Source organism: Amycolatopsis nalaikhensis, assembly GCF_030264295.1.
GTDB classification, from domain to species: Bacteria; Actinomycetota; Actinomycetes; order Mycobacteriales; family Pseudonocardiaceae; genus Amycolatopsis; species Amycolatopsis nalaikhensis.
Genome location: NZ_CP127173.1, coordinates 7,028,364 through 7,054,955, shown reverse-complemented (window position 1 = coordinate 7,054,955; position 26,592 = coordinate 7,028,364). Strand labels below are relative to the sequence as shown.

Genomic DNA, 26,592 nt, shown 5'->3' with positions numbered 1-26,592 from the left:
ACGACGGCGAAGGGGTCTGCCCAGGGTTCGGTTGACACCGGAGCTGACTACTTCTCAGGCCGCTGCTGCGGTCGTGTAGATGGTCTCAAACTCGACCGGGGTGAGCTTGCCCAGGGCGCGTTGGCGGCGTTTGCGGTGGTACTTCGTCTCGATCCAGGACACGATCGCCAACCGGAGTTCTTCCCGGGTCCGCCATCGCCGGGTATCGAGAACGTTCTTTTGCAGCAACGAGAAGAATGATTCCATCGCGGCGTTGTCACCACAGGCCCCGACCCGCCCCATCGACCCGGTCAGCCTGTGGCTGCGCAGCAGACGCCGGTAGGCTGCCGACCGGAATTGGGCGCCGCGGTCGGAGTGGACGACGGTTCCGGCCGGGTCACGCAGGGCGATCGCGTTGCGCAGCGCGCTGACGGCGAGTGAGGCCCGCATGTGCGAGTCGATGGAGTATCCGACGATCTTGTTGGAGTAGCAGTCTTTGACCGCACACAAATACAGCTTGCCCTCACCGGTGGAATGTTCGGTGATGTCGGTGAGCCACTTGGTATTCGGTGCGGTGGCGGTGAAGTCCCGGCGGACCAGGTCGTCGTGCACCGGTGGCCCCGCCTTGTGGGAACGGCCTTTCTTCTTGGCGTGCGAAGAGAAGATCTGCTGCATGGAGCAAATCCGCCACACCCGGTTCTCCGAGGCGGTGAAGCCCCGGCGGGCGAGTTCGTCGGCGATGAACCGGTACCCGTCGGCCGGATCGTCGGCGTGGATCTCGAGCGCGGCGTTGATCAGGTGCGCGTCGTCGTAGTCCCGCTGCGAGACCGGCGCTGCACACCATTGGTAGTAGGCCTGCCGGGAGATGCCCAGCACCCTGCACGTCACCGCGACCGACACCCTGATCGGGGCGCCGGCCGCGGCCAGTTCACGGACGAGCGGGAAGACTATTTTCCCGGCAGATTGCCTTGGGCCAGGTAGGCCGCCGCTTTGCGCAGGACCTCGTTCTCCTGCTCCAGCAGGCGGTTGCGTTTGCGCAGTTCCCGTAGCTCGGTGGACTCATCGCGAGTCACGCCGGGCCGGGTGCCGTCCTCGACGTCGGCGGCGCGCAGCCAGTTGGCCAGGCACGACTCGGAGATTCCGAAGTCCTTCGCGACCTGCTTCAACGGGGCTTCGCCGCGGCGGGCGACGGCGATCACGTCGTCGCGGAACTCGCGGGGGTAGGGCTTGGGCACGGTGACATCCTTCCAGGCGAGGCCGGAGCCTCACAGGTGAGGTGTTAACCGAACCCTGGGCAGACCCCCTCGTCAAGGCCTCGCCGTTGTGGCATCCGTCAAATACACAGTGAACCGGTGAGTTCTCGATTCGGTCGGCGGTTTCGGTGTACTGACGCTGTACGTCGACGGTGCGGGTCCCCTCTTCGGGCCCCGATCTCGCCGACGATCAGGACCGCGGCCTGGCGGCTGAGGCGACGGCAGGCGTTAGTCGCGCAGGTCGTGAGGACCGCGTCGGCATCCTTGACACGTCCTTTATGGCAGCAGACCGGTGGTGCTGAGCAGGGCGCCGAGTTGGCCCTCGAGGAGGGAAACAGATCTTGGGCCGCGCAGGTCGCCGTCGGCGTGCGGGTGAAGTCCGAGCACCGTGGCCTGGGCCGGGGAGGTTAGCTGAGGTAGGTCATTGATGCGGTTGTGCAGCAGGTCGTTGGCTGCGGTGAGCAGATCGAGACCCCAACTCTCGACGGCTGCTTCGCCGGTGTCGATGCGTTCCCCGTTGTCGTCCTCGACAAGCACTCCGTCGTCAGCCAGCAGTTGGAGGGTCCCGTCGAGTTCGGTCTTACCGTCGGTGAGTTGGACTTGCCGGGTGACGGGGTCGTACGCGACGGCGAGACAATGCTCGCCTCGACGCAATAAGGACTGCTCCAGGCCGCCTTCCCACGTTGATTGTTCCAGCTCCGCCCACCCGGCCGACGACAACACCGCCGTCACCTGGTCGAGAACACGGTCAAAGTATTCCGGCTCGGCGTCGTCGCCATAGAGCACCCGGTACGACTCGGCCCAGGCTTCCTCACCGGCGTCGCGGGCTGCCGCCGCGGCGTGCCCGGCAGTGATGATCGGTGTGAGCAGCGCGGCGATCTCGGGAAGATCGACATCGGGACAGCCGCCGCGGCGGCACCAGTGATCACCTGGGCACGACCAGATCACGCGGCGGACGGTGTCGACGGCGTCCGTGCCGTCGGTGGCTCGGGTCACGGCGAGCAGGTAGCTGTGCAGTGGGCCGGGTGCACCGTAGAGGCCGTCATCAGTGCGGAGCGCACCGCCGTACACGTACACGATGACGCCGCTGCGGTGCTCGTCTGCCCAGCCGGTGATTGCGGCATACGCGACAGCCATCGCGGCGGTGCCGTCGGCCGGATCGTGAGTCTCCAGCACCCATCGAGGGCTGTAGCGCCAGTCTCCTGCGGATACCAGGGCACCGACCACCGCGTCATACCCCTCGGAGGTGTTGTCGGTGACCGGCAGCCCGCCCAGCGTTGCGGTGGTGGCCAGCAGTTCGCTGGCCACGCCTGGATCCTCCTGCGCCGGCACCGATTTGGGCGGTTCGGACGACCACCAACGGCTATCCTCGGGCACCAGCGCTTCGTTGGCCTCCGCATCGATCGTGATAGTGCTGGCTGGTGAGTCGCTGTCGGCAAGACCGAGCAGCGAAAAGAGCGCAGCTTCCCACTCCCCGATACCACCCGATGCCATCGGTAACTCGGGGCGATCCTGTCCCGCTGCGGGAAGCTGAACGGTTACCTCGCCGATCTCGGCAAGGACGTCCACCGTGAGCGGCCGGTCCGGCTCGCGCGTGCTGGCGGTCGAGCTTGTTGCCGGCGGTTCTATCGGTTCGCCGTCCGATGTTATGCGGGGAATCCATGCAGGGCGTTTGTGCTGGCGCCGCCGGATCTTCGCCGCCTGCTCCAGCAACTCGCCCTTGGTGGGATTCGAACGGAGGAACCCGTCAGCGGCGGGCCGTACCAACGCCTCGAGGTCGGACTTGCGGAGTTCATCGACGTTTTCTGGCACGTCGATGAACACCTCGGGCTGCACCAGATGGGCGAGCCGTGCCTCCACCGCCGCCGTGAACTTCGCCCGGAAGTCACCCTTCGTGTCCTGGTATGCCTTTCTGGCGGATTCAAGGTCAACATCATCTCCCGCGAGGGTCGACCTCATCGACAGGAGAAGATCGTTGTGTGTGAAGGCGCTGAACATGGGCAAGACGATACTGCGCGGTGGGAATCACACCGTCTTCATTGACCGCACCACGCCGAGCTGTGGTCGGTCAGGGATGGGCCAAGGGGTGGGATTGTCCGGTCATGGCGGCGAGGGCGGTGGCGACGGCTTCGAGGTCGGCTTTGATGTAGGTGGTGGTGGCGGGGCCGGTGTTGTCGGTGTGGCCAGCGTAGGCGCGGGCGATCCCGTAGCCGAAGTGGCGTTCGACCCACGTCAGGGTGGTGTGGCGTAGCCAGTGGATGGAGATGCCCTGGGCGGCGACCCAGGGGAGTTGCTGGCCGAGGCGTGACCAGAGATGGTCGTAGCGGCGCGTGGTCAGCGGCCGTCCGTTGCGGTAGCGCAGGAGCTGATCGGTCGGCCCGGTGGCGCCGCGGGCTGCGGCGTGCTCCGTCAAAGCCTGTGTCAGGGCCGGGCTGGTGGGTTGCCAGCGGATGGTGCTGCCTTTCTCTTCGAGCCGTACCAGGCAGTGGGTGGTGTCGAGGTCGGCCAAGCGGAGACCGAGCGCGCCGCCGCGGCGGCAGGCAGTCTCGGTGTGCAGTCGCAGGAGGAGCGCGTCGAGGATGACGTCGTTGCCGCTGGTACGGGCGGCGGTGTTGATCTGGTCGAGCTCTTGGGTCGTCAGCGCTCGTCGGGTGCTCGGGAGTCTGCGTGGTTTGGCGACGCGATGTGCGGGGCTGGCGGTGGAGGTGATCAGGCCGTCCGCGATGGCTCTGTTGTAGATGGCGCGAGCGGCGGCGATGACGTGCTCGCCGGCGTGTCTGCCGTGGCGGCTGTTGCGTCGTGACCGGGCAGTGGCGGTCATGTCGCGCTGCATCGCTTCGATGTCGCTGGCCGCTATCTGGTCCAGCCGTCGTGAGCCCCACGCGGAGAGCATCCGGTTCCAGTAGGTGCCGTAGGTGCGGTGCGCGCCGGGGCCGGCCGCTGCGATGACGTGGGGCAGGTAGTCGGCCAGCGTTGGAACATCGGGCGCGGTGTCTTGGTCTTGCAGGTCGGAAACGTCCAAGCCGAGCTGCGTCAGCATGCGGCGTGCGGCGGCGATACGTGCCGGGTCAGCTGTCACGGTGTAGACCGGTCGCGGCTCGGTAGTGCTCGGCCAGCAGGTGAGCAGCGAGCGCTGCCGGATGGACGACGAGGATTTGTTCGTGCACCGCTGCGGCGAGAAGAAGCGGCGGGCCGGGCTCGATGCCGCACATCCGGCGTGCCGCGGCGGGCAACGTAACGGCGCCCCGGTGGTCGACCGCGTGCCAGCCGCCGGGGTCGGGTGCGACGACGATCAGCTCGCGGACCGTGTCCAGAGCCAGTCGCCGGCCTGGACCCCACCCCAAAGCCCGGAACAGCGAGCGTTCGTGGACGCGGCCGGTGCGGTCGATGCGTGCCGTGCCGATCAGCAGCCCAGACTCGGAATCGGCGGGCAAGCGCGTTGCGGGAAGTGCCGGCAGCGGGGCGGGCGGCGGCATGGGTTTCGCTGCGTCCGGCACGAGCGCCGCGATCAACTGCTCCCGGGGACGACGGAAGCGTGCCGGTACCCGGACGGGTTCGTTCATCCCGTTATCGTCACGCCAAGCAGCCCGGATGCAAGTGCACTGCCATCGACCCCGCCATCGGGAATGACAGCCAGTGAGATCAAACAACCCTATAGGAGACTGGGCTTCACTCCATCGAGTTGAGTGATGCTTCGCATGATTGGTGAAGTTCCACCAATACTGGTGTCCGAGGGGGGATCGAACACATGTTCGTGGCATCCCTGCGCGGGATGCGTGTTCATGCGACTGACCATAGCGCTGCACCGCGGCCGGACGCCAGCCGGTTCACGTGAACGTGCGCCATCAGAACGCCCCTTCTCCATGAACCTGCGGCCGCATTCGCCGTTCAAGCCCGTGGCAGACACCGTCGGAGGCACGGCTACACAGAGCCGCTGCCGGCCCCTGGGACAACGTTCCGCGTAGGGGAGTGCCGGTCGCGAAACCGGCCCTCCCCTACGTAGCACTCAACCTTAAGCCGCGTTTTCACGCATCTGCTTGGCCGTCTTCTTGTCCAGGAACGGGATCTCAGCGAACTCCAGCTTGGTGTCGAGGAAACGTGCTTCGGCGTTCAGGCGCAGCAGGCCGATCTGGGACAGCGTGAACAGCTTTTCGACCGTCCACGGTCGACCTGCCACGGCCAGCACCACCGAGGACGGTGCCTTCAGCTCGCGTTCCGGGTCCGCCGCACGCACCTTGGCCCGCAGCTGTTCGAGGGCTTCCGGCTCCGCGCGAAGGGACCAGGAAGCGCTGCCGGCCTGAACGAACAGGTGGCTGGCCGCGGTGGCCTGGAAGAGCCACTTGACGTGGATCAGCTGGTCGCCAGGGCCGAGCAAGTCCCCGAGTTCCAACCTCCGGTTGAACGGGGTCTTGGCCAGGTCCCGGTCGAGGCACACGAATCCGGCCTGCTCGGCGACCAATTCGCAGTAGCGGTGCTCATCGTCCTGCTTGCCTGTCGGGACCCAGGTCGGGAGGTCGAGGTCGGCGCGGTGGGTCAGGAGCTCGGCGACCTGGCTGCGGATCTGCTCGACGAACTGCTCGCCGATGCGGTACCACTCGCCCTGGTGGTAGCAGTAGGTGCTGTGGTCGATCTCGGTTTCGAACGAGATCCACTTGCGCAGGGCGATCTGGTTGCGGAGCTGGTACTGCCCTTCGACGTCCTCGCACGGCGTCACCGAGGCATCGCGCAGCAGCCTGATCCGCTCCCGCGGGTTCAGCAGCGAGAGCCGGCCGACGATCGCCTCGAGCCCGTCCTCGCGCGTGAAGACGACCGGACTTCTACCGGCCCGGCGCAGTTTGAAGGAGTCGGCCGATTCGGCCTCTCGGATCGCGTTGTGCGGCCAGGCGAATCCCAGCGGCCCGGCGTCCGCGTCGCCGCCGAGTGCCTTCGCCAGCCGGCGCTCGAGGTCGGGCAGCAACGGGTGGCGCTTCCCGAGGGGACGCGTCTGCGCCCAGAACCTCAGCGCGGAGTGCTCGTCCGGCTCGTCAACGATCGTTGTCAGGGTCTCCAGGTCCCGGGTGAAGGCGGCGGGGCTGCTCGACATCGGCAGGTTGAGCGACCGAGCGGCCCGGATCTGGTGCTTGCGCCGGGTTTCCCGGCCGTAAGTCAGGTCGCTCAGGTCCGCGGAACCGGCGACCCGCGTGACCATCTCGCCGTAGGGCTCCAGCCCGAAGGCCCCGAGGTCGCCGCCGCCGGGGAACGACGTCTGGATCTGACGCGCCGTTGCGTCCAGGGCGGCCCGGGCGACAGTGCCCAGGCGGTCGGCGTCGAGCCGCCGGATCGCGTACGACAGCCCGAAGGACTGGTCGACCAGTTCGTCGTTGAGCAGGTGGTGAGCGCCACCGAACGTGAGGGCGAATGTCCACTCACCGACCGGGAGGAGGACGACCGTCCACGGCTGGCGTCCCGCCAGCTCCGGGAGGGCAAGGCCGGTCAGCGACTCGACCTGATCCGCCCATGCCGGGCGGTCGGTCTCCCGCGTACCGAGGACCTGACGGCCTTCAATGCCATTGATGATGACGGGGCCGTCGAAGAGGACGTCGTCCTCCACGGGGCCGAGGTAGTCGGCCAGTTCACGGCCGCCTTCGAGGCGGTAGACGCTGACTGGTTTGCAGGTGGTGCTCACGGGCATCGGCGATCCTTTGTGGACGTGGCCAGTGAACACCGCAAGAACTGGGGCTGGCGCATTCCGCGCTGCAGCCCTAAGCTCGCGGTGTTCCATGGTTGAGCGACTTGGACGTGGTTCGGCTATTCAGTTGGAACACTCACGCGGCCCTCTGTTCCCGCAGAGGGCCGCGTTCCGTTACCTGGGTAACACGTGGTCGAGCCAGCATGCGGCACGACACGGCGCGTACTCGCTGGTAGTTCAACCAGAGCGGCCAGCGGTCCACCCGAAGCGGTGAACGGCCCGCTTCGGATAGTTCCGCCGATCGGCGGTGCACACGGCAAGCATGTGACCGACAGTACGAGGCGACCAGGCCAGTTTCACTCGTTGTAGCGAAGTTGTCTCGTTGTTGACCAGACTGCGTCGAGCGGACTTGCGACCGGGCCCGGATGGGTCCGCACCGGAGATGTCCTTCGCCCTTTCGACCCGAACCGCGCTCCGGCCGCGGCGATGGACCTCGGACACCACAGCCGATGACTTTCTTCTCTCCCCGTTCGCGCACTGCCGGATGACGATGAGCGGATACGGACGCGAGAGAGGAAGGGGCATGTCCCGCCATTCAGGAGCTATTGTGCTGACGACGACCGCGCTGCTGCTCGGCCTCACCCCGGCGGCGACCGCCGGCTTCGAAGGCAGGCTTGCCGTGCAACCGGCCAGGGGCTCCGCCGGCAGCCACGTCGAAGTCCGGATCGAGTGCCCGGCGGAAGAGCCGTTCTTCTTCCGGCCGCTGCTGCCTGTCGAGTCGATGGCGCTCGCCATCTCGGGAGCCGTGGACCCTCTCCGCTCGACCGCCGACCTGCCCGCGACCGTGCGGGCCGTGCCGTCGGGCCGGTACTCGGTGTCGGTGCGCTGCGAAGGCCGGGGCGGCAACGGCCTGATCGCGTACCGCACGCTCACCGCGACCTTCACCGTCGTCCCGAAAGCCGCCCCGCCGTCGACGCCGCCGCAGAAGCCCCAAGTTCCGCGGGTGCCCCGAGGCAGCGTCGCGACCGGCGACGGATCGGTCCGCGAAGGTCCCCGTCTACCCGGCGAGAGGTGACTCGCCGGGTCACCCCGGCCTGTCCCGCACCGCGCGGGCGACCTCGGGGCGGCTGGCCCGCCCGCGGCCTGATCCTGATGGGACTGTCCACGCCGGACACAGCGGAGCGGCGGACGGCAGCTCGGCCGTTCGGGGCGACGCGGCGGGCGGACTGGTCGGTGCTGGCGCGCTGGGGCCGGCCGGGATCGCGTCGTCGTTCCTGGAACCGACCCCGGGGTCACCTCGGACGCCGAGCGCACCGACGCCACCCGCCGGGCGATGGCGTCCTTGACCGTGCCCACCCCGTGAGCCGGACCTGCGGCAGGTAGGATGACCACCCGGCAGATCCGGCTCGGTGGAGCACTCTGTCACCGAGTCAGAACTCGATCACCAGACGCGCGGGAACGCGGTTGGCCAGGACCTCTTCGAACGCTTCGTTGATGTCCTCGAGCTTCCGGGTCTCGGCCTTCACGGTCGTCCGGCCCGCAGCGTGCAAGGCAAAGACCTCCGCCAGGTCCTTGCGGGTGCCGACGATCGAGCCGATCACCGAGATGCCCTTGATCACCGCCTCGAAGATCGGCACCGGAAGGATCCCGCCCGCCGGGATGCCGACGCACACCAGCCGACCGCCCCGGCGCAGGGAGCGCAGGGCCTGCTCGAAGGCACTCGGCGCGGTGGCCAGCACGATCGCCACGTCGGCGCCGCCTTCGGCCTGGATGGCTTCGGCCGGGTCGCCGGCGCTCGCGTCGACCACGTGATCGGCGCCGAGTTCGCGGGCGAGATCCAGCTTTCCGGGCTCGATGTCGACCGCCGTGACGAAGCCGCCCGCGATGCGCGCGTACTGGATCGCGAGGTGGCCGAGGCCGCCGACGCCGAAGATCGCGACCCGGTCCGCCGGGCGGACGTTGCCGACCTTGACCGCCTTGTAGGTCGTCACGCCGGCGCAGGTCAGTGGGGACGCTTCGAGCGGCGCGACGCCGTCCGGCACCGGGACCGCGTAGCGCGCGTCGGCCACGGCGTACTCGGCGTAGCCGCCATCGATCGAGTAGCCGGTGTTCAGCTGCGCCTCGCACAGCGTCTCCCAGCCGGAGACACAGAAGCCGCACTCACCACAGGCCGAGCCGAGCCACGGCAGGGCGACTCGCTGCCCGACCCGGGTCTCCGGCACGCCGGCACCGACGCGCTCGACGATGCCAACGCCTTCGTGGCCCGGGATCAGCGGCAGCGCCGGCTTGACCAGCCAGTCCCCGTGGGCGGCGTGGATGTCGGTGTGGCAGATCCCGCAGGTCTCCAGCCGGACCAGGATCTGCTGGGGGCCGGGCTCCGGGATCGGTACCTCGCGCAGCTCGAGCAGGGACGAGAAATCCGTGACGACGGCGGCCTTCATGTTCGCTCCTCTTCGGACGGTGAGCGTCCACGATCGCCGATCCACCCGTGGGCGGGCCGTGGCCGACGGTCACTAGCCGGCAGGACTTTGGTCATCCCGCCGGGTCCGGCCGGGCTGCCGGGCGAACCACTCCTGCTGCCACCGGGCGAGGCGGCGCCGGTTCAGCAGGACGACCACTCCGCCGTAGGCCAAAGCGAGCAGGAACACCACACCAGCCCAAAGCCCGGTCGCGATGACCGTCGCGTCCACGGCAGCCGCGATCGGGGTGAGCGGGCGGGCGACCGGCGTGCCGGTGCCGTCGAGCCAGATCGAGACCTCGTTGCCGGCGACCGTTCCGGACGGGGCGTCCACCTCGCCGGTGTGCCGTTGCCCGTCACGCGTCACCCAGAACGCCTTGGCCGGCCCGGATTCGCCCGGGATGCCGCCGCGCCCGGCCGTGCCGGGGGCCGGGCCGTCCGCCAGCAGTACCGCCGACGCCTCGTAGCGCGACGCGATCTGTTCGCGGGACTTGGCCGCTTCTCCGGCGTGGATGCCGATTCCGAGCAGGACCGCACCCACCCCGGTGAGGAGTGACGACACGACCACGAGGAGCAGGACGGCCGCCTGGACCCGGTCCGACGGGCGGGCCACGGTGCCGCGCCCGGGGAAGAGGCTGTGCCGCAACCGGGTGAACCACATCGACGTGTACATCGCGTCCTGCCTTCCGCTCCAGGGGGTGGGGCAAGCATCACCGCCGAGCACGGCCACGGTGCAGGGCACACGGTCCCCCGCCCCCGGGCCATGCGTCCGTTTCCGCCGCCGCGATTCCGGTGACTTTGGGCCCTGGCGGCACCGGTCTCCCGGACCGACGCTGGAACCCCGGCCGCCGAGCGAGAGGGCCTCAGATGCAGACTGTCGACGTCGGTGAACTCGCCGTTTCGGCGTATCGGAAGGTCGCCCCGGACTGGATCGTGGAACCGCTGCTGGCGGTGGCGGACCGGCTCCGCGGTGCCCGGGTCATCCACCTGAGCGCCACGCCCTACGGCGGCGGTGTCTCCGAACTGCTGCGCTCCGCCGTGCCGCTCTACAACGACCTCGGTGTTCGCGCGACCTGGAAGATCATCAGCGGCGAGCCGGCCTTCTTCGCGGTGACGAAGAAGCTCCACAACGCGCTCCAAGGCGGCACCGAACCGATCACGGACGCCGAGATCCGGCTCTACGAGGAGACTTCGCGCCGCAATGCCGAGCAGCTGTCGGCCGACCCGGACTTCGCGGACTGCGACTTCGTTTTCGTCCACGACCCGCAGCCGGCCGCCGTGCTGTCCTTTTCGGACACCACGGGAGCCCGGTCGGTGTGGCGGTGCCACGTCGACACCTCCCAGCCCGCCCCTGGCGCCTGGGACTACCTCGGCAAATTCGTCGAAGGCTACGACGCGACGGTGTTCACCCTGCCGGACTTCGTACCCCCGACGCTCCCGCGCGACCGCGCCGACATCATCTGCCCGGCGATCGACCCGCTCAGCCCCAAGAACATGTCCCTGGACGACCGGACCGCGCACGCGGTGCTCAACTGGATCGGCATCGAACCCGACCGCCCGCTCGTCACGCAGGTGTCGCGGTTCGACCCGTGGAAGGACCCGCTGGGCGTGATCGAGGCCTTCCGCCTGGTGCGGCCCGAAGTGCCCGGGCTGCAGCTGGCGCTCGTCGGGTCCATGGCGCTCGACGACCCGGAGGGGTGGGAGGTCTACCGCAGCATCAGCGACGCGAGCAGGGACGACCCGGACATCCACGTCTTCACCAACCTGACCGGCGTCGGCAACGTCGAGGTCAACGCGTTCCAGAAGTTTTCGTCGGTGATGATCCAGAAGTCGATCCGCGAAGGGTTCGGGCTCGTCGTCTCCGAAGCGCTGTGGAAGGGCACGCCGATCGTCGCGGGACGGGCCGGCGGGATCCCGTTGCAGGTCGCCGACGACACGGGCGGCGTCCTTGTCGACTCCACCGAACACTGTGCCCGGGAACTGCTGGACCTGCTCCAGGACCCGGGCCGCGCGGCCGCATTGGGCGCGTCCGGCCGCGAACGCGTCCGGCGGCACTTCCTGCTCCCCCGGCTCCTGCTCGACGAGCTGACGCTGCTCGACGGCCTCGCCCACGGCGATCCGCCCGGCGCGCTGATGACCCGGTCCGACCACCGCGATCCGGTCTGCGGACTGGCCGTGCCGCCCGGCGGCGCGACGCCCACCGTCGTCGACGACGGCCGCACCTACTCCTTCTGCTCCGAGCGGTGCCGCACCGCGTTCCGGCCGGGGCAGGCGTCGTGACGACCCAGGCGTGGCACGGCGGCGAGCTGCGCTGGAACGCCGAAACCGAGGACTGGACCGTGCTCGCGCCGGGGCGCCGGACGCGCCCGCACAGCGCGGCCGGGGCCGCGTGCCCGTTCTGCCCGGGCACCGAGGACACCCCGCCCGAGACCTGGCGGCTGCCCGGGGACGGATCGCCTTGGCGCGTCCGCGCGGTCCCGAACCGGTACGCGCTGTCCGACAAGCACGAGATCGTCATCGAGTCGCCCCGGCACGGCTGGGACCTCGCGACCGGCACCGAAGCGGAGGTCGCGGACGTGCTCAGCGCCTGGCAGCACCGGCACCGGGCGCTGCGGCCCGCGGCCGCCCAGGTTGTCGTGTTCCGCAACCACGGCCTCGCGGCCGGCATTTCGCTGGCGCACCCGCATTCGCAGGTGGCCGGCCTGCCGGTGCTGTCCGCGGGAACGCGGCGCGAGCTGGAGTCGGCGCGCGTCCACCACCGCGACCACGGCCGCCGGCTGGCCGACGAACAGCTCGAAGCGGCATTGAGCGAGGGCAAACGGGTCGTCTTCGCCGACGACCACGTCGTCGCCTACACGCCGTTCGCGCCGATCGCCGCCTACGAGGTCCGGATCCTCCCGCACCGGGCACGACCGGACTTCGCCACCGCGAACACCGAAGAGATCCACGCGACGGCCCGGTGCCTGCGGGCGGTCCTCGCCGCCTTGCGTGCCGAACTGGGTGATCCGGCCTACAACATCGTCGTGCGGACCGCGCCCGGCGGCTACGAGACCGCGCCGTTCCTCGCCTGGTCACTGCAACTGGTGCCTCGACTGGAGATTCCCGCCGGACTGGAGCTGGCGACGGATGTCCCGGTGACGACCGTGTCACCGGAACACGCCGCCGCGCGCCTGCGCACCCTGGTCGGGTCGGCCGAAGCGCGGTGACGCGCTCAGCGGCCGAGCTCGCTGCGCACCGCGCGAACGACCTCGGGCACCGCGGCTTGCACAGCGGGCGTGAGCCCGACCCCCAGGCCCAGATCCGCGGCTTCGACCGCGTACACCACGAGTTCGCCCGGCACCCGGCCGAGCGCGGCGCCGAGCCGGACGGCGTCGGGGATGCCGAGCGCGTGGGAACTCGCGGAGCCACCGCCCGGCAGTAGCGAGTCCACTGTGGACCGCCAGAGCCGGCCCGGTGTGCTCGGCTCGCACAACACGGCATCGACGACGATGGCGATTTCCGCCCCGGTCCACGCCTCGAGCAGGGCCGCCGGCTCGCCGTCGCAGAGGGCGGTGACGACGCCGGGAATCGGGTGCGCGTCGAGTTCGGCCAGCACGGCGAGCCCGACGCCGTCGTCGTGGCGGTATTCGTTCCCGACGCCGATCACCACGGCGCGGCTCACCGGTGTTCCCAGGTGACGTCGAGGAAGTGGGCCGAGCAGGAGATGCACGGGTCGTAGTTGCGGATGGTGCGCTCGCACAGATCGGTCAGCGCGGCGTCGTCGAGACCGAGGTTGCCGCTCACGACGCGGCGCAGGTCGTCCTCGATCGCGGCCTGGTTCTGCGAGGTCGGCGGCACGATGTCCGCCGCGCGGATCAGCCCGCCGTCGTCGAGTTCGTAGCGGTGGTACAGCGTGCCGCGCGGTGCTTCGCTGATCCCGTGCCCGATCCCGGCTCGCGGCGGGACGTCGACGGACGGCCGTGACGGTCGTTCGTACTGGTCGATCAGCCGCAGTGCCTCGTCGACGGCGTAGACCAGCTCGACGCCGCGGACGAGGATGCTGCGGAACGGGTTGCGGCACTCCTCCCCCAGCCCGGCTTCCGCGGCGGCCTGCCGGGCCGTCGCCGACAGCTGCGCCGAGTTCAGGGTGTAGCGCGCCAGCGGACCGGTCAGGTAGCGGTGCCCGTCGAGCGAGGCGTGCAACGCCGTGGAGTGCGGCACCTGCGACTCGACGACGTGCGCCGAGAATTCGCGCGGGGAAAAGGCCCAGCCTGAAGTGGTGCGCAGGGTTCCGTCGGCGATGGCGTAGCGGCCGGGTTCGTACGCAGCGAGGAAGTCGTGGTCCAGTTCGAGGTCGGGGAACTCGAACCCGGCTGTCCAGCGGACGGTGTCGAGGGCGATGTCGAGGGCCCGCCGCAGCACCTCGGCCAGTGGGGCCAGCTCGGCGCGGGTGGGCAGCGAATAGAACCCGCCGACCCGGACGTTGACCGGGTGGATCGCCCGCCCGCCGAAGGTTTCGAGCAGCGTGTTGCCCGCCTTCTTCAGCGCCAGGCCGCGCTCGACGATCTCGCGGTGGCGGGTGGCCAGGCTGATCGCGTCCGGGTGGCCGAGGAAATCGGGCGCGTGCAGCAGGTAGATGTGCAGCGCGTGGCTGGAGATCCATTCGCCGCAGTACAGCAGCCGGCGCACGTCGGCGAGCGGCGGATCGAGCGTGACGCCGCACGCCTGCTCGATCGCGTTGCACGCGCTGGTCTGGTAGGCCACCGGGCAGATGCCGCAGATCCGCGCGGTGATGTCCGGCGGTTCGGTGTGCGCGCGGCCGCGCAGGAACGCTTCGAAGAACCGCGGCGGCTCGTAGATGTTCAGTTCGACGCGCTCGACCGTGCCGCCGGTGATCCGGACGTGCAGCGCGCCTTCGCCTTCGACCCGGGCCAGCGAGCTGACCTTCAGCTGACGGCTTCGGTGGCTCATCGTTTCTCCCGCCGGGTCTCGGCCAATGTGAAGGTGCTGAACACGCGGTCCACCGCGTCCTCGCTCATGCCACGCGAACGCAGCAGCGGGATCAGCACCGGGGTGTTCGGCTTCGCCATGGGGCCGAAACAACCGAAACATCCCCGGTGGACGCCGGGGCAGAGCGCGCCGCAGCCGGCGCGGGTGACCGGGCCGAGGCACGGGGTGCCCTCGGCGACCAGCAGGCAGGTGAGGCCGCGGCGCTTGCATTCGGTGCACACGCTGGTGTCGGGCAGGTCCGGCTTCCGGCCGGCGAGCAACGCGGTGATCGTGCCGAGCAGCTGCCCGCGGTCGATCGGGCAGCCGTGCAGCTCGTGGTCCACCGGGACGTGCGCGGCGATCGGGGTCGACGTCTCCAGCGTGTCGACGTACTGCGGGTTCGCGTAGACGACGGAGGTGAATTCGGTGACGTCGGCGAAGTTCCGCAGTGCCTGAATGCCGCCCGAGGTGGCGCACGCGCCGATCGTGACGAGCACCTTCGACTGCGCCCGCACCTCGTGGATGCGGCGCCGGTCCGCCTCGGTGGTGATCGATCCCTCGACCAGGGACACGTCGTACGGACCGGGCAGCACCTCGCTGGACGCCTCGAGGAAGTGCGCGATCCGCACCTGCCCGGCGAACGCGAGGAGCTCGTCTTCACAGTCGAGCAGGGTCAGCTGACAGCCGTCGCAGGAGGCGAACTTCCAGACGGCGAGGGTCGGGGCAGGCATCACAGCTCCTTCACCGCGAGCAGGGGGCCGGCCACCGTGTAGTCCATGACCGGGCCGTCCCGGCAGACCAGCAGCGGGCCGAGCTGACAGTGGCCGCACAGACCGATCCCGCACTTCATCGCCCGCTCCAGGGAAACCCGGATGTGGTGCGCGGACATCTGTTTGGCCAGCAGGATTTCCGCGCAGGCGCGCATCATCGGCTCCGGTCCGCAGAGGAAGGCGCGGGTGCGCTCCGGGTCGAGCTCGAGGGCGGCCAGGGGTTCGGTGACGAAGCCGACCGGCCCGGTCCAGCCCGGCGCCGGGCGGTCGATGGTCTGCAGCAGCTCGACGTCGTGCCGGCCGGCCCAGGACGCCAGCTCGTGCGGGAACAGGAACTCGTCCGGCTTCCGGGCGCCCGCCACCACGACGACCCGCCCGTAGCCGCCACGGTGGTCCAGGACGTCGGCGAGCACCGGACGCAGCGGGCAGAGCCCGGCGCCGCCCGCGACGATCACGATGTCGTTGCCCGCCGCGTCCTCGACGTCCCAGCTGGTCCCGAACGGCCCGCGCACCCCGACGAGGGTGCCGGGCCGGAGGTCGTGCAGCGCCCGGCTCACCGCCCCGACGGCCCGGATCGTGTGCGTCGGCCCGGGGCCGCTGACCGAGATCGCCACCTCGCCGACGCCGTGGCAGTAGAGCATCATGAACTGGCCGAGTTTCGCTTCCGGCAGGGGCTTTCCGTGCGGTTCCAGCCGCAGGCTGACCGAGTCCGCGGTCTCCACCACCCGCCCGGCCACCCGGTACGGCACCGGCACCATCGGTTCGGTCACGGCGTACCTCCGGGGAACGCCACGAGCTTCGCCGCCTCTTCGGTGATGTCGATCCCGGTCGGGCACCAGGCGATGCAGCGGCCGCAGCCGACGCAGCCGGAGCTGCCGAACTGCTCGTGCCAGGTGCCGAGCTTGTGGCTGAACCACTGCCGGTAGCGGCTCGGGCCGGACGTCCGGACGCTGCCGCCGTGCACGTAGGAGAAGTCGAGTTCGAAGCAGGACGCCGAGCGCTGCCAGCGTTCGGCGTGGTCGCCGGTCAGGTCCGTGACGTCCTCGGTCGTCGTGCAGAAGCACGTCGGGCACACCATCGTGCAGTTGCCGCAGGTGAGGCAGCGGCTCGCGACCTCCTCCCACTGCGGCGACTCCCGGGCTTCGCGGATCGCCGCGGGCAGGTCGGCGTCCGGCATCGCCCGCCCCATCCGGCCCGCCGCGGCGGCGACGTCTTCGCGGGCCTCGCGAACTTCGTCTTCCACTGCGGGACGGGCGGTGATCTTTTCCAGCAGCTGTGCGCCTTTCGGCGTACCGACGTCGACGACGAACCGGTCGCCGCCGTCGCGTTCGGTGAGGCCGAGGTCGTAGCCCGGACCGGCCGCGGGGCCGGTGCCCATCGACGTGCAGAAGCACAGCTCGCCCGGTTCGGTGCAGTTCACCGCGACCACGAACAGCTCCCGGCGGCGGCGCTGGTACGAGCCGTCGGGGTTCGCCCCGGCGCCGAGCACCCGGTCGAGGACCGCGATCGCGGCGAGGTCGCAGCCGCGGACGCCGAGGAAGGCGTAGCGGGTGTCGTCCTCCGGCGCGGGGGTGAACTCCCCGGTGCGGTTCACCTCGAAGAGCTTCCGGCGCGGCGGGTGCAGGTAGGTCTTCCACGACTGTGGCCCGGCCGAGTGCCCGAAAACGGCTTCGTCGTCCCGGCGCCGCAGCCGGTACCGGCCGGGTGCGGTGGTGACGCCCCACCCCGCGGGCAGCTGCCCGGCGGAGTCCAGCTCCGCGAGCACGATGGCGTTGTCCCGCACGGTGGGGCCGATCACCCGGTAGCCCTCGCCGCGCAGCGCGTCGACGAGTTCGCCGAGTCCGGTCCGGTCGAGCACCTGAGTCTCCATCGAAACCGCACCTCCGGAGAACCACTGAACCGGCAGTGCCGGGACGCGGCCTAGGGCCGAAGGTCACCGACCGGCCGCGGGGACCAAAGTCCCTTCGCCGGGTACTTCGTGCCCTGGCCGCAACCACCCGTCCGCCAGCACGGTGGTGATTGAAGAGCACAGGCGGGAGGCGGGATGGCGGACACCGGGGGCGTCGACCGCCGCCGCATCGTGGTGCGGGGCACCGTGCAGGGCGTCGGGTTCCGCCCGTTCGTCCACCGCCTCGCCGGGGAACTCGGCATCGGCGGCGAGGTGCGCAACGCGGGCGGGCACGTCGTGATCGACGCCGAGGGCGACCGGCTCGACGACTTCCTCGCGCGGCTGGTCCTGCGTGCGCCTCCGCAGGCGAAGGTCACCGGCGTCGACGTCTTCGGCTGGCCCGGCGGCCTCGTGCTCGCACCGGGATTCCGGGTCGGCGCCAGCACCGGCGGCCGGACCGGTGACGTGCCGCCGGACCTGGCCACCTGCGCGGAGTGCGTGCGGGAGCTGTTCGACCCGGCCGACCGGCGCCACCGCTACCCGTTTCTCAACTGCACCGACTGCGGACCGCGCGCGAGCATCGTCGACCGGCTGCCCTACGACCGGCCGAGCACCGCCATGCGCGCGTTCCCGCTCTGCCCGGACTGCGCGGCCGAGTACCGCGATCCGGCGAACCGGCGCTTCCACGCCGAGCCGATCGCCTGTCCCATGTGTGGCCCGCGGCTCACCTGGTCCCCTTCGGTGCACGGCGAAGCAGCGCTCGCGGCGGCGTGTGCGGTCGTCGCCGACGGCGGGATCGTCGCGGTGAAAGGCCTCGGCGGCTACCAGCTGGTCTGCGACGCGGCACGCGAGGACGTGGTGCAGCGGCTCCGGCTGCAGAAACCGCGGCCGAGCAAGCCCCTGGCCGTGCTGGCCACCGATCTCGACGGCGCCCGGCAGCTGGCGCTCGTCGACGAGCCCGCCGCGAGCCTGCTGACGTCGGCCGCAGCCCCGATCGTCCTGCTCCCCCGCCGCCCCGGCGCGCCGCTCGCCGAGTCGATCGCGCCGGGGCTCACCGACCTCGGCGTCTTCCTCGCCACGACCCCGCTGCACCACCTCCTGCTCGCCGAGCTCGCCCGGCCCCTGGTCGTCACCAGCGGCAACCGGGCGGGCGGGCCCATCGTCATCGACGACGCCGACGCCCACGCCACGCTCGGCCCGATCGTCGACGGCGTCCTCGGCCACGACCGGCCGATCTGGTCCCGCTTCGACGACTCGGTCGTCCGCATGAGCCGCGGCCGGACGACCATGGTGCGCCGGGCCCGCGGCTACGCCCCCGGTCCCCTGCCACTGCCGCACCGGGCCCCGGAACCGGTGCTGGCGCTGGGCGCCCAGCTCAAGCACACCTGCGCGCTCGCCCACGACGACGTCGCCCACCTCGGGCCGCACACCGGCGACCTCTCCGACGCGCGGACGCTCGCCGCGTTCGAGCGGACTGCCGACGATCTCCGCCGCCTGCACAACACCGATCCGGCGTGGTGCGCGCACGACCTGCATCCCGGCTACCTGTCCACTCAGTACGCCCGGCACTGGCCCGCCGGACGCCGGATCGCCGTCCAGCACCACCACGCGCACGTCGCAGCGACCGCCGCCGAACACGGGGTGCCCGGGCCGTTCGTGGGGGTCGCGCTCGACGGGCTCGGCCTCGGTGCCGACGGCACGCTCTGGGGCGGGGAGATCCTGCTCGCGGACTACCGGGGCTTCCGGCGGTTCGGCCGGTTCGGCACCGCACCGCTGCCCGGCGGCGAAGCCGCGGTCCGCCGCCCGGCCCGGATGGCACTGGGTTACCTCTACGGCGCCGAAACCTTCGGCGCACCGCTGCCCGGGGAACTCGCCGGCGGCCTGCTGTCCAGAATGGACGAACGCGAGGTCGCCCTCGTGCGGACGATGATCGAGCGGAACGTCAACTGCCCGGCCGCGTCGAGCGCCGGGCGGCTGTTCGATGCCGTGAGCGCGCTGCTCGGCCTCTGCGACGACAACGGCTACGAAGGCGAGGCGGCGGCGCGGCTGGAAGCGGCGGCGAGCGGCCACGAGCCGGACCAGGCGCTGGACTGGGCCCTGCGGCACCGGGACGGCCTGTGGGTCTACGACCCGGTGCCGACGCTGCGTGACGTCTTGGCCTCCACGTCTTCGCCCGGCGAGACGGCTGCCCGGTTCCACCGGACCGTCGCCGAGGTCGTCGTCGCGCTCGCCGCCAAGGCCGCCGCCGCGCTGGGCACCGACGTCGTGTGCCTCGGCGGGGGCGTGTTCCAGAACGCGCTGCTCACCGCGGAGGTGCTCGACGGACTGGCCGAAGCGGGCCTGCGGCCCCTGGCCGGCGAACGCGTGCCGATGAACGACGGCGGGATCAGCTACGGCCAGGCCGCGATCGCCTGCGCCCGGATGAGCGGGAGGTGAGCCGCGATGTGTCTCGGGATACCCGGCCGGATCGTCGCCGACTCCGGGGACGATCCGGCCCTGCGGATGGGCACGGTCGACTTCGACGGCGTCCGGCGGCCGGTGTGCCTGGCCTACACGCCTGACGCGGCCGTCGGCGACTACGTGATCGTGCACGTCGGCTTCGCGATCAGCCAGGTCGACGAGGCGGAAGCGGCCAAGACCCTCGCCGTGCTCCGCGCGATCCCCGACGCGCTCGCCACGGAACTCGGACCGGAGGCGGTGTCGTGAAGTACCTCGACGAATACCGCGATCCAGTGCTCGCCCGGCGGCTGCTGGCCGAGCTGCGCACGGTCGCGACGTCACCGTGGGCGATCATGGAGGTCTGCGGCGGCCAGACGCACACCCTGGTCCGCCAGGGCATCGATGAGCTGCTACCGGCCGGGATCCGGATGATCCACGGCCCCGGCTGCCCGGTCTGCGTGACCCCGCTGGAAATCATCGACAAGGCGGTGGCCATCGCCGCGCGCCCGGACGTCGTCTTCACCAGTTACGGCGACATGCTGCGCGTGCCCGGCACCAGCGGGGACCTGCTCGGCGTCAAGGCGCGTGGGGGTGACGTCCGCGTCGTCTACACCCCGCTCGACGCGGTCCGGATCGCCCGCGAGAACCCGGATCGGCAGGTCGTGTTCTTCGCCGTCGGGTTCGAGACGACCGCGCCCGCCAACGCGATGGCCGTGCTGCACGCCGCGGAAACCGGGGTGCGGAACTTCTCCGTGCTGGTCAGCCACGTCCTCGTGCCCCCGGCGATCACCGCGATCCTCGACGCGCCCGACAACCAGGTCCAGGCGTTTCTCGCCGCCGGGCACGTCTGCGCCGTGATGGGCTGGACCGAGTACGAGCCGATCGCCGCGCGCTACCGGGTACCGATCGTGGTCACCGGCTTCGAGCCACTCGACCTCCTGGAAGGCATCGTGCTGACCGTGCGCCAGCTCGAGACCGGCCGGGCGACGGTGGAGAACCAGTACGCGCGGGCGGTGCGCCGGTCCGGCAACACCGCCGCACAGGACGTCGTGCGCCGGGTCTTCCGGGTGACCGAACGGACCTGGCGCGGGATCGGCCCGATCCCGGCCAGTGGGCTCGCACTCACCGAAGAGTTCGCCGGGTTCGACGCCGAATCGCGGTTCGCCACCGACGGCGTGCGGACCGCCGAACACCCCGACTGCATCGCCGGGCGCATCCTGCGTGGCACGGCGGTCCCCACGGACTGCGCCGCCTACGGCACCCGCTGCACCCCCCGCACCCCGCTGGGCGCGCCGATGGTGTCCGCCGAGGGCACCTGCGCCGCGTTCCACCACGCCGGCCGCCGTCCGTCCACAATGGAGGCAACCCGATGACGACGATCGACCCGGCCCGCACCACCTGCCCGGTTCCCGCCACCGAGACCGAACGCGTCCTGCTCGGCCACGGCTCCGGCGGGCAGCTGATGGCCGAACTGCTGGGAGAGGTGGTCACCGGGCAACTGGGCGAAGCGGGCCCGCTGGAGGACGCCGCGCTGATCGGCGTCGGCGACACCGATCTGGTGTTCAGCACGGACGGCTTCGTCGTCACCCCGCGGTTCTTCCCCGGCGGCGACATCGGCTCGCTCGCCGTGTACGGCACGGTCAACGACCTCGCGATGCGCGGCGCCCGCCCGGTCGCGCTCGCGCTCGCTTACGTTCTGGAAGAGGGCCTGCCCCTCGCCGAGCTGCGCGAGATCACCGCGTCGGTCGCCCAGGCCGCCCGCGAGTGCGGGGTCCGGGTCGTCACCGGGGATACGAAAGTGGTCGGCCGCGGTGCCGCCGACGGCTGCTACCTCACCACGACCGGCATCGGGGTGCGGCTGCGCGGCGCCTTCCCGTCCGCCACCCTCGGCGTGCCCGGCGACGTCGTCCTGCTGTCCGGTCCGATCGGTGCGCACGGCACCGCGATCATGAGCGCCCGCGAAGGGCTGGGCTTCGAATCGGAGATCCGCTCCGACAGCCGGCCGCTGCACGGGCTCGTCGCCGCGATGATCGCCGCGGGCGGACCGGCCGTGCACGCCCTGCGGGACCCAACGCGGGGCGGGTTGGCGAGCGCGCTCAACGAACTCGCCGAGGCCTCCGGTGTCACGGTGGAGATCGACGAGATCGGGCTGCCGGTACCGCCCCAGGTCGCCTCGGCCTGCGAGCTGCTCGGGCTCGATCCCCTGCACGTGGCCAACGAAGGCTGCCTGGTCGCCTTCGTCGCGGCTTCCTCCGCCGACGCGGTGCTGGCGGCCATGCGGAACCACCCGGCGGGCCGCCAGGCCCAGGCCATCGGCGTCGTCGGGGAAGCCGGGGGCATGGCCAAGGTGACCGCGCGCACCCTCGTCGGCTCGACCCGGGTCGTCGACATGTTGGTCGGTGAGCAGCTCCCCCGGATCTGCTGAGCGAGGGTCGCATCGCCCTTGCCCGGACCGCCGGACCATCACGACGGTCGCCGGGACCTGCCAGAGCAGGAACGCCGGGTACCGCCCGTAGTCGAGCCGGCCGTCCGGCGCCAGTGGCCCGCTGCCGATGGCGGACCGCACCACAGCAGCACGTGCGTGGCCGCGGCCACCACGGCCAGCCGGCCCAGCCACGCGGGGAAGGCGTGGTGCCGCAGCGTCACCACGGCGGCCGCCGCCAGCACCACCGCGAGCGGCAGGGCAGAGAGGGTGAACACCGCGTTCATCGTGCCGATCAACGCCGGCGGCACCCCGTATCCGCCGCGGTGGCGGCCCCGATCTGGAAGCCCTGGGCGAGCATGCTGATGCCGACCCAGACGAGCCCCGCGCCGAAGGCGATCGCGGACACCCGGCCGGTGCCGCCTTCGGCGCGGCGGAGGAAGCCGCGCAGGCTGCCGAGGAACCACAGGTAGAGCGCGCCACCGGCGAGGAACAGCATCCTCTGGGCGAGGATCGCGCCCCGGTTGCCGGCGAAGTGGGCGACCACGGTGCCGGCCGGGGTGACCGGCCCTCGCTCGAAGACCATCGCCGGTGCGGCCACCGGGCCACAGCGAACCCGGTGGCCGCACCCGCCGCTGCGGGGCTCGGCTCAGTCGTCGGTCACCGGCTCGGCGACGATGCGGAAGACCGGGATGTCCGGAGCGATCCGGGCGAAGTCCTCGACGGGGGCATGCCGGTCGACCGGGAGGTGGGCCCGCGCTCCGGGTGCGCAGGCGAGATAGCGGCGGAGAACCGGCGGGCGCTGTTCGGCCGCCACCTCTTCGAGCCGGACGGCTTCGCGGCGGCCGTGCCGGAGCACCACGTGGCTGTCGGCCGCGCGGACGTTGCGCACCCACTGCGTCCGCGCGCCGAGCATCGCGACGAGGTAGCGGTCCCCCTCGAGGTCGGCGACGACGAGCGGAACCCGGACCAGCCGGCCGGTGCGCCGGCCGGGTACCTCCAGCGTCACGAGCCGGTGCGGCCACACCCCGGCCGCGTAGCCGAGCGCGGCACCGCGGTTCAGCACCCGGGCCAAGCCGTGCGGACGTCCGCCGCGGTAGAGCCGGCGGGTCCACCGGGCCGGCAAGCCACCCGCCGCGGCCGGAGGGCCGTCGACGAGCGATTCGGCGTCCTGGCGGATCGTGCGCAACGTCGCCTGCATGACGGTGCGCACGAACGGCCGCACCAGCCACCAGTACCGGGCGAACCGGCGCGCCGACGCGGGATCGGTGGTGGCGGTGCGCGCCTCGTAGGTGATCAGGGTCCGGGACGGGCCGTAGGGACGCAGCGAGAGCCCCGCCGCGATCCGGCCCCAGCCCGGCTCGGTGAATCCGGCGAAGTCCTCCGGTGTCATGCCCTGCACGTCGTACCATTCGATGTCGGGCTGCCAGAACCGCCCGACGGCGCCCAGGACGACCTCGCGTCCGGGGGTCTCGCCCAGCGGCAGCCAGCCCGGCAGCGCGGCACCGCCGCCGAACAGCTTCAGCTCCGCGGGCGGCGCGGCGGGCCGGGTTCCGCCGAGCCGCCGGGCCAGCACGGTGGGCACGTTCCGCACGAACATGGCCGCGTCCGTCAACGGCGAGTGGACCCGCATCAGGTCCAGCTCGTGCAGTGCCCGCCAGGTTTCGGCGATGTCCGCGCCGGCGACGACGTGCTCGATCAGCGTCACGTCGAACCGGGGCAGGAACCGGTCGATCAGCAGGTCTTCGCCGGCGAGCGCGGGCTCCCGTCTGTCGTCGGCGGCAAGCACGGGATCGGTCATGGCCACACCTTTCTTCGCAGGGACCGGGACCTCCTGCCGAGCGGCCTCAGTGCCGCCGCAGTGCGGACCTGGCCAGCGTCACCAGCTGGACCAGCAGGCCGATCACCGCGCCGGCGATGCCGACGGCCAGCAGGACCCGCACCGTCAGCGGCCAGTCGAAGGAGGACCCGGCGAAGTCGAACGGGAAGACCTGCCAGATCCGCACGGTGGCGACCAGACCGGCGCAGGTTGTCACCGCCCCGCCGAGTGCCCTGAGCCACTCGGGGTCGGACCACACGTAGACGAGGCTGGTGACCAGGCCGGCCACCAGGGACAGGTCAACCACGCCCACCACCAGGCGGGTTTCCGCAGTCAGGAACGGCACCGCCGCCCAGCCGGGCCAGCCGTTGACGGCGATCAGGAGCGCGGCGTTGATCAGGGCGCTGACGAGGTAACCGGTGCGCCGGGCCCGCAGGGACGGGCGGCGCGTCTTCTCGGTGATGGTCATCGTGGCCTCCGTTCACACCACGATCGTCGGCCTGCGGCGGCGCCGGGGAGCAGGGTCTTGGGTCCGCGGGCGCAGAGCCGAAAGGCCACTTCCCGGCGGCGGCACGGCGTTCACCGGCCCTCGCGGCACACCAAGTCCAGCTCGGCACCCAGGCCGTCGACGAGCACGCCGAGGTCCGGCCAGCGGCCGGGGTCGGCGAGCACCGAGATCGTCAGGGTGCCCGCGTAGGAGAGCACCTCGAAGACGACGGTCAGGTTCCCGCCTCCGCCGACGCTGATCGGGACCGCCGACCGGATCGGTGTCCCGCCGAAGGTGACCGGCCCGCCGGGACCGCGCACGTGGCTGACGAGCGTGTGCATCCGGTGCTGGTGGTTCATGTACCAGCGGTAGCCACCGACTGCCGCCAGCGGCCGGAACAACGGCCCCAGCAGCGCGATCGGCGGCGGGCCGGTCGCGGCCGCCTTGCCCACCCGGACCTCGGCGGCGACCCGCTCCAGCCGCCGGGCCACGTCACCGGTGGCCGGAACCCCGACGAGCAACGGGCTGACCTCGTTGCCCAGCGCCGAGCCGTCCTCCGCGGCCCGGCCGGACACCGGCACGGTGATCGCGAACGTGTCGACGGCCTCGCCCCGGGCCAGGAGGACCCGGCGCAGGGCACCGGCCACCGAGACCAGGACGGCGTCGTTCACCGAGGCCCCGTTCCGGTGGGCGGCCGCCCGCAGGGGCGCGAGATCGGCTCGGACCACCGCGAGGCGGCAGCGCGGACCGGTCGGCGCGACGAGGGAGCACGGGGCCGCTCGCGGCGGGTGCAGACCGCCGCCGGCCGAGGTGGACGCCCGCAGTGCCCGCCAGGCCGGCCCGGCTCGGCGCACCGCCCGCAGCCTGTTCGCAAACGCGTCCCGCGCCAACGCCCCCCTCCCGGGCGACGAACGCGGGAAGGGCTCTTCGAGCGCCGCGGGGCCTTCGTCCACCAGGTGCCCCAACACGGCGAGACCGCCGATCCCGTCCGCCAGCACGTGGTTCAGCACGATCACGAGCGCGGCCTCCCCACCGGCCAATCCGGTCACGAAGACCGCCGACCACAACGGGGCGTTCCGGGGCAGCGGGGTGGAGACCAGCGAAAGGGCGGTGTCCAGCAACGCCTGCCGGTCCCCCGGCGACGCGCACACCGCGGCCCGGACGTGGCGGCGGACGTCGAAGCCGGAGTCGTCGACCCAGATCGGGCCACCGCACCCCCACGGGGCCCGGGTCAACCGCCGGCGCAGGCGCGGGACGGCCGGGATCCGCTCGGCGATCAGCTGCCGGACCCGCGCCAGGTCGAGGCCCCGGGCCCGGCCGAGCGACAGGAGCACGCCGAACTGCACCGGCTCGTCGTCCGTTTCCATCGCCAGGAACGCGCGATCGGCGGGACCGGCGCGTTCGACGACCGGCCGCGACGCGGGGATCATCGCGCGGATCGGCCGGGGTCCGGACCGTCGCGCAGCACCTCTTGCACGGCCCGGCGCGGCGAAGGCGGGTCGGCTTCCGCGGCGTACCCGATGCGCAGGAGCGCCTGCGGGAAGCCGGTGAGCCCGAGGTCCTCGCAGAGCGCGGAGCGCACCGGCTCCAGGTGCAGCGGCTGCGTCAGCACCGCGGCCGCCAAACCGAAGTCGACGGCGGCGAGCCAGGCCCGTTCCAGCGCGTACCCGGCGCGGACGTGGTCGAGCCGGGCGTCGTCCGTGGTGACGAAGACCAGGAGCGTCTCGCGCGCGAGACGCTCCTCCAGGTCGGGTGTGTCCGGCAGTTCGGTGGAGCGCTGGACCAGGCCGGCCCACGGCACCGAACCGGCCGGGACCCGACTGGCGGGGAGGCCGACCCCGTGCCGGTGGGCGCGTTCGTCCCGGATCGTCCAGAGGGACAGCTCTCGCTGGTAGCCGCTGTCGGACCGGAAGCGCTCCGCGGCGTAGTGCAGCAGCCTGGCCACCACGGCGACCTCCCGGCCGGGCCGGACGGGACGCGTTTCGACACCCGGTGCCCCGCCCGCGTCGACGAGCTTGCGCACCACCGGTGCCGGCACGGCGACCCCTTCGAACGGCGCCCGGTGGCTCGCCCGCCGGGCGATCGCCCCGTAGCGGTGGAGTTCTTTGCGGGTGGGGGCGGCCTCGGCGCCGACGGCGATCCGGGCGACCAGGTCCGGTTCCCGGCCGGCGGGCAGGAATTCGATCGTCACCGCCCGGCCGAGGGTGCGCACGGCGAGTTCGAGGTTGGCCACCGCGGCGCCGCAGGACGCGGCGCGGTCGCGGCCCCGCGGATCGTGGTGCGGGAGCGCCGGTTCGGCGCGTTCGCGCACCCGCAGCTCGGCCGCCTCGACCTCCAGCAGCCACGGCTGGGTGTTGTGCACCGACGGCGCGCGCATCATCGACCGGACCAGCACGTCGGTCTCGGCCGCCGTCCAGGACTTTCCCTCCACCGCGGACATC

The 26,592-nt window shown here is 71.5% G+C and carries 25 protein-coding genes; 7 read left to right on the top strand and 18 right to left on the bottom strand.

What is annotated here, in order from left to right:
- Window positions 1–54 precede the first annotated feature (54 nt).
- The 5 genes from QP939_RS34615 to QP939_RS34595 form a co-directional block, all read right to left on the bottom strand.
- Window positions 55–1,214 (bottom strand): IS3 family transposase gene (locus tag QP939_RS34615; protein WP_434219586.1). Its coding sequence is split into 2 segments (ribosomal slippage): window positions 55–933 and window positions 936–1,214, totalling 1,158 coding nucleotides; the frame shifts between segments, so codons are not numbered across the junction.
- Between the two features lie 294 nt (window positions 1,215–1,508).
- Window positions 1,509–3,230, bottom strand: a complete 1,722-nt coding sequence (locus QP939_RS34610; protein ID WP_285450512.1) for a hypothetical protein — start codon at window positions 3,228–3,230, stop codon at window positions 1,509–1,511.
- A gap of 70 nt (window positions 3,231–3,300) precedes the next feature.
- A complete protein-coding gene (locus tag QP939_RS34605) occupies window positions 3,301–4,272 on the bottom strand; it encodes a tyrosine-type recombinase/integrase (protein WP_285450511.1) in 972 nt (323 codons plus the stop codon).
- A gap of 28 nt (window positions 4,273–4,300) precedes the next feature.
- Entirely contained in the window at window positions 4,301–4,795 is a 495-nt protein-coding gene (locus tag QP939_RS34600) for a hypothetical protein (protein ID WP_285450510.1), read from the bottom strand.
- A gap of 449 nt (window positions 4,796–5,244) precedes the next feature.
- Window positions 5,245–6,903 (bottom strand): TIGR04141 family sporadically distributed protein, encoded by a 1,659-nt coding sequence (locus QP939_RS34595; protein WP_285450509.1) that lies wholly within the window; start codon window positions 6,901–6,903, stop codon window positions 5,245–5,247.
- Between the two features lie 604 nt (window positions 6,904–7,507).
- Here QP939_RS34595 and QP939_RS34590 point away from each other — a divergent pair.
- Window positions 7,508–7,975 carry a hypothetical protein gene (locus tag QP939_RS34590; protein WP_285450508.1) on the top strand — a complete coding sequence of 156 codons (468 nt, stop codon included), beginning with the start codon at window positions 7,508–7,510 and terminating at the stop codon, window positions 7,973–7,975.
- Window positions 7,976–8,330: 355 nt separating this feature from the next.
- On the opposite strand, the gene adhP is transcribed toward QP939_RS34590, so the two are convergent.
- Together adhP and QP939_RS34580 are read right to left on the bottom strand one after the other, a co-directional pair.
- Window positions 8,331–9,341 carry an alcohol dehydrogenase AdhP gene (gene adhP, locus QP939_RS34585; protein ID WP_285450507.1) on the bottom strand — a complete coding sequence of 337 codons (1,011 nt, stop codon included), beginning with the start codon at window positions 9,339–9,341 and terminating at the stop codon, window positions 8,331–8,333.
- Window positions 9,342–9,413: 72 nt separating this feature from the next.
- On the bottom strand, window positions 9,414–10,031 hold the full coding sequence (locus tag QP939_RS34580; RefSeq protein ID WP_285450505.1) for an Rv1733c family protein: 618 nt from the start codon (window positions 10,029–10,031) through the stop codon (window positions 9,414–9,416).
- A gap of 194 nt (window positions 10,032–10,225) precedes the next feature.
- Here QP939_RS34580 and QP939_RS34575 point away from each other — a divergent pair, with 194 nt between their 5' ends.
- Together QP939_RS34575 and QP939_RS34570 are read left to right on the top strand one after the other, a co-directional pair.
- Complete coding sequence (locus QP939_RS34575; protein WP_285450504.1) at window positions 10,226–11,638, top strand: glycosyltransferase; 1,413 nt, start codon at window positions 10,226–10,228, stop codon at window positions 11,636–11,638.
- Complete coding sequence (locus QP939_RS34570; protein WP_285450502.1) at window positions 11,635–12,564, top strand: galactose-1-phosphate uridylyltransferase; 930 nt, start codon at window positions 11,635–11,637, stop codon at window positions 12,562–12,564. The genes QP939_RS34575 and QP939_RS34570 overlap by 4 nt, the downstream gene beginning before the upstream one ends.
- A gap of 5 nt (window positions 12,565–12,569) precedes the next feature.
- Here the strand turns inward: QP939_RS34570 and QP939_RS34565 are convergent, their stop codons facing one another.
- The 5 genes from QP939_RS34565 to QP939_RS34545 are packed head-to-tail and all read right to left on the bottom strand — an operon-like array spanning window position 12,570 to window position 16,966.
- A complete protein-coding gene (locus tag QP939_RS34565; RefSeq protein WP_285450500.1) occupies window positions 12,570–13,019 on the bottom strand; it encodes a hydrogenase maturation protease in 450 nt (149 codons plus the stop codon).
- Window positions 13,016–14,308, bottom strand: coding sequence for a Ni/Fe hydrogenase subunit alpha (locus QP939_RS34560; RefSeq protein WP_285450499.1), 1,293 nt, complete (start codon window positions 14,306–14,308; stop codon window positions 13,016–13,018). The genes QP939_RS34565 and QP939_RS34560 overlap by 4 nt, the downstream gene beginning before the upstream one ends.
- On the bottom strand, window positions 14,305–15,057 hold the full coding sequence (locus tag QP939_RS34555; RefSeq protein WP_285450498.1) for an NADH-quinone oxidoreductase subunit B family protein: 753 nt from the start codon (window positions 15,055–15,057) through the stop codon (window positions 14,305–14,307). Before QP939_RS34555 ends, QP939_RS34560 begins: the two co-directional genes overlap by 4 nt.
- Window positions 15,057–15,866, bottom strand: coding sequence for an FAD/NAD(P)-binding protein (locus QP939_RS34550; protein ID WP_285450497.1), 810 nt, complete (start codon window positions 15,864–15,866; stop codon window positions 15,057–15,059). Before QP939_RS34550 ends, QP939_RS34555 begins: the two co-directional genes overlap by 1 nt.
- On the bottom strand, window positions 15,863–16,966 hold the full coding sequence (locus QP939_RS34545; RefSeq protein WP_285450496.1) for a 4Fe-4S dicluster domain-containing protein: 1,104 nt from the start codon (window positions 16,964–16,966) through the stop codon (window positions 15,863–15,865). The genes QP939_RS34550 and QP939_RS34545 overlap by 4 nt, the downstream gene beginning before the upstream one ends.
- A gap of 174 nt (window positions 16,967–17,140) precedes the next feature.
- Between QP939_RS34545 and hypF the strand changes: the two genes are divergently transcribed.
- The 4 genes from hypF to hypE are packed head-to-tail and all read left to right on the top strand — an operon-like array spanning window position 17,141 to window position 21,848.
- On the top strand, window positions 17,141–19,420 hold the full coding sequence (gene hypF, locus QP939_RS34540) for a carbamoyltransferase HypF (protein ID WP_285450495.1): 2,280 nt from the start codon (window positions 17,141–17,143) through the stop codon (window positions 19,418–19,420).
- A gap of 6 nt (window positions 19,421–19,426) precedes the next feature.
- Window positions 19,427–19,690, top strand: coding sequence for a HypC/HybG/HupF family hydrogenase formation chaperone (locus tag QP939_RS34535; RefSeq protein ID WP_285450494.1), 264 nt, complete (start codon window positions 19,427–19,429; stop codon window positions 19,688–19,690).
- Window positions 19,687–20,796, top strand: a complete 1,110-nt coding sequence (gene hypD, locus QP939_RS34530) for a hydrogenase formation protein HypD (RefSeq protein ID WP_285450492.1) — start codon at window positions 19,687–19,689, stop codon at window positions 20,794–20,796. Before QP939_RS34535 ends, hypD begins: the two co-directional genes overlap by 4 nt.
- A complete protein-coding gene (hypE, locus tag QP939_RS34525; RefSeq protein WP_285450491.1) occupies window positions 20,793–21,848 on the top strand; it encodes a hydrogenase expression/formation protein HypE in 1,056 nt (351 codons plus the stop codon). The genes hypD and hypE overlap by 4 nt, the downstream gene beginning before the upstream one ends.
- A 38-nt stretch (window positions 21,849–21,886) precedes the next feature.
- Here the strand turns inward: hypE and QP939_RS34520 are convergent, their stop codons facing one another.
- The 6 genes from QP939_RS34520 to QP939_RS34495 form a co-directional block, all read right to left on the bottom strand.
- A complete protein-coding gene (locus tag QP939_RS34520; RefSeq protein WP_285450490.1) occupies window positions 21,887–22,123 on the bottom strand; it encodes a hypothetical protein in 237 nt (78 codons plus the stop codon).
- 17 nt (window positions 22,124–22,140) lie between these two features.
- The gene (locus tag QP939_RS34515) at window positions 22,141–22,446 is read right to left on the bottom strand and encodes a hypothetical protein (RefSeq protein ID WP_285450489.1); all 306 of its coding nucleotides are present in this window, start codon (window positions 22,444–22,446) and stop codon (window positions 22,141–22,143) included.
- Between the two features lie 48 nt (window positions 22,447–22,494).
- On the bottom strand, window positions 22,495–23,646 hold the full coding sequence (locus QP939_RS34510; RefSeq protein ID WP_285450488.1) for a nitroreductase/quinone reductase family protein: 1,152 nt from the start codon (window positions 23,644–23,646) through the stop codon (window positions 22,495–22,497).
- Window positions 23,647–23,692: 46 nt separating this feature from the next.
- Window positions 23,693–24,133, bottom strand: a complete 441-nt coding sequence (locus QP939_RS34505) for a hypothetical protein (protein ID WP_285450487.1) — start codon at window positions 24,131–24,133, stop codon at window positions 23,693–23,695.
- A gap of 110 nt (window positions 24,134–24,243) precedes the next feature.
- On the bottom strand, window positions 24,244–25,581 hold the full coding sequence (locus QP939_RS34500) for a wax ester/triacylglycerol synthase domain-containing protein (protein ID WP_285450486.1): 1,338 nt from the start codon (window positions 25,579–25,581) through the stop codon (window positions 24,244–24,246).
- A complete protein-coding gene (locus tag QP939_RS34495; RefSeq protein WP_285450485.1) occupies window positions 25,578–26,591 on the bottom strand; it encodes an Acg family FMN-binding oxidoreductase in 1,014 nt (337 codons plus the stop codon). Before QP939_RS34495 ends, QP939_RS34500 begins: the two co-directional genes overlap by 4 nt.
- Window position 26,592 lies beyond the last annotated feature (1 nt).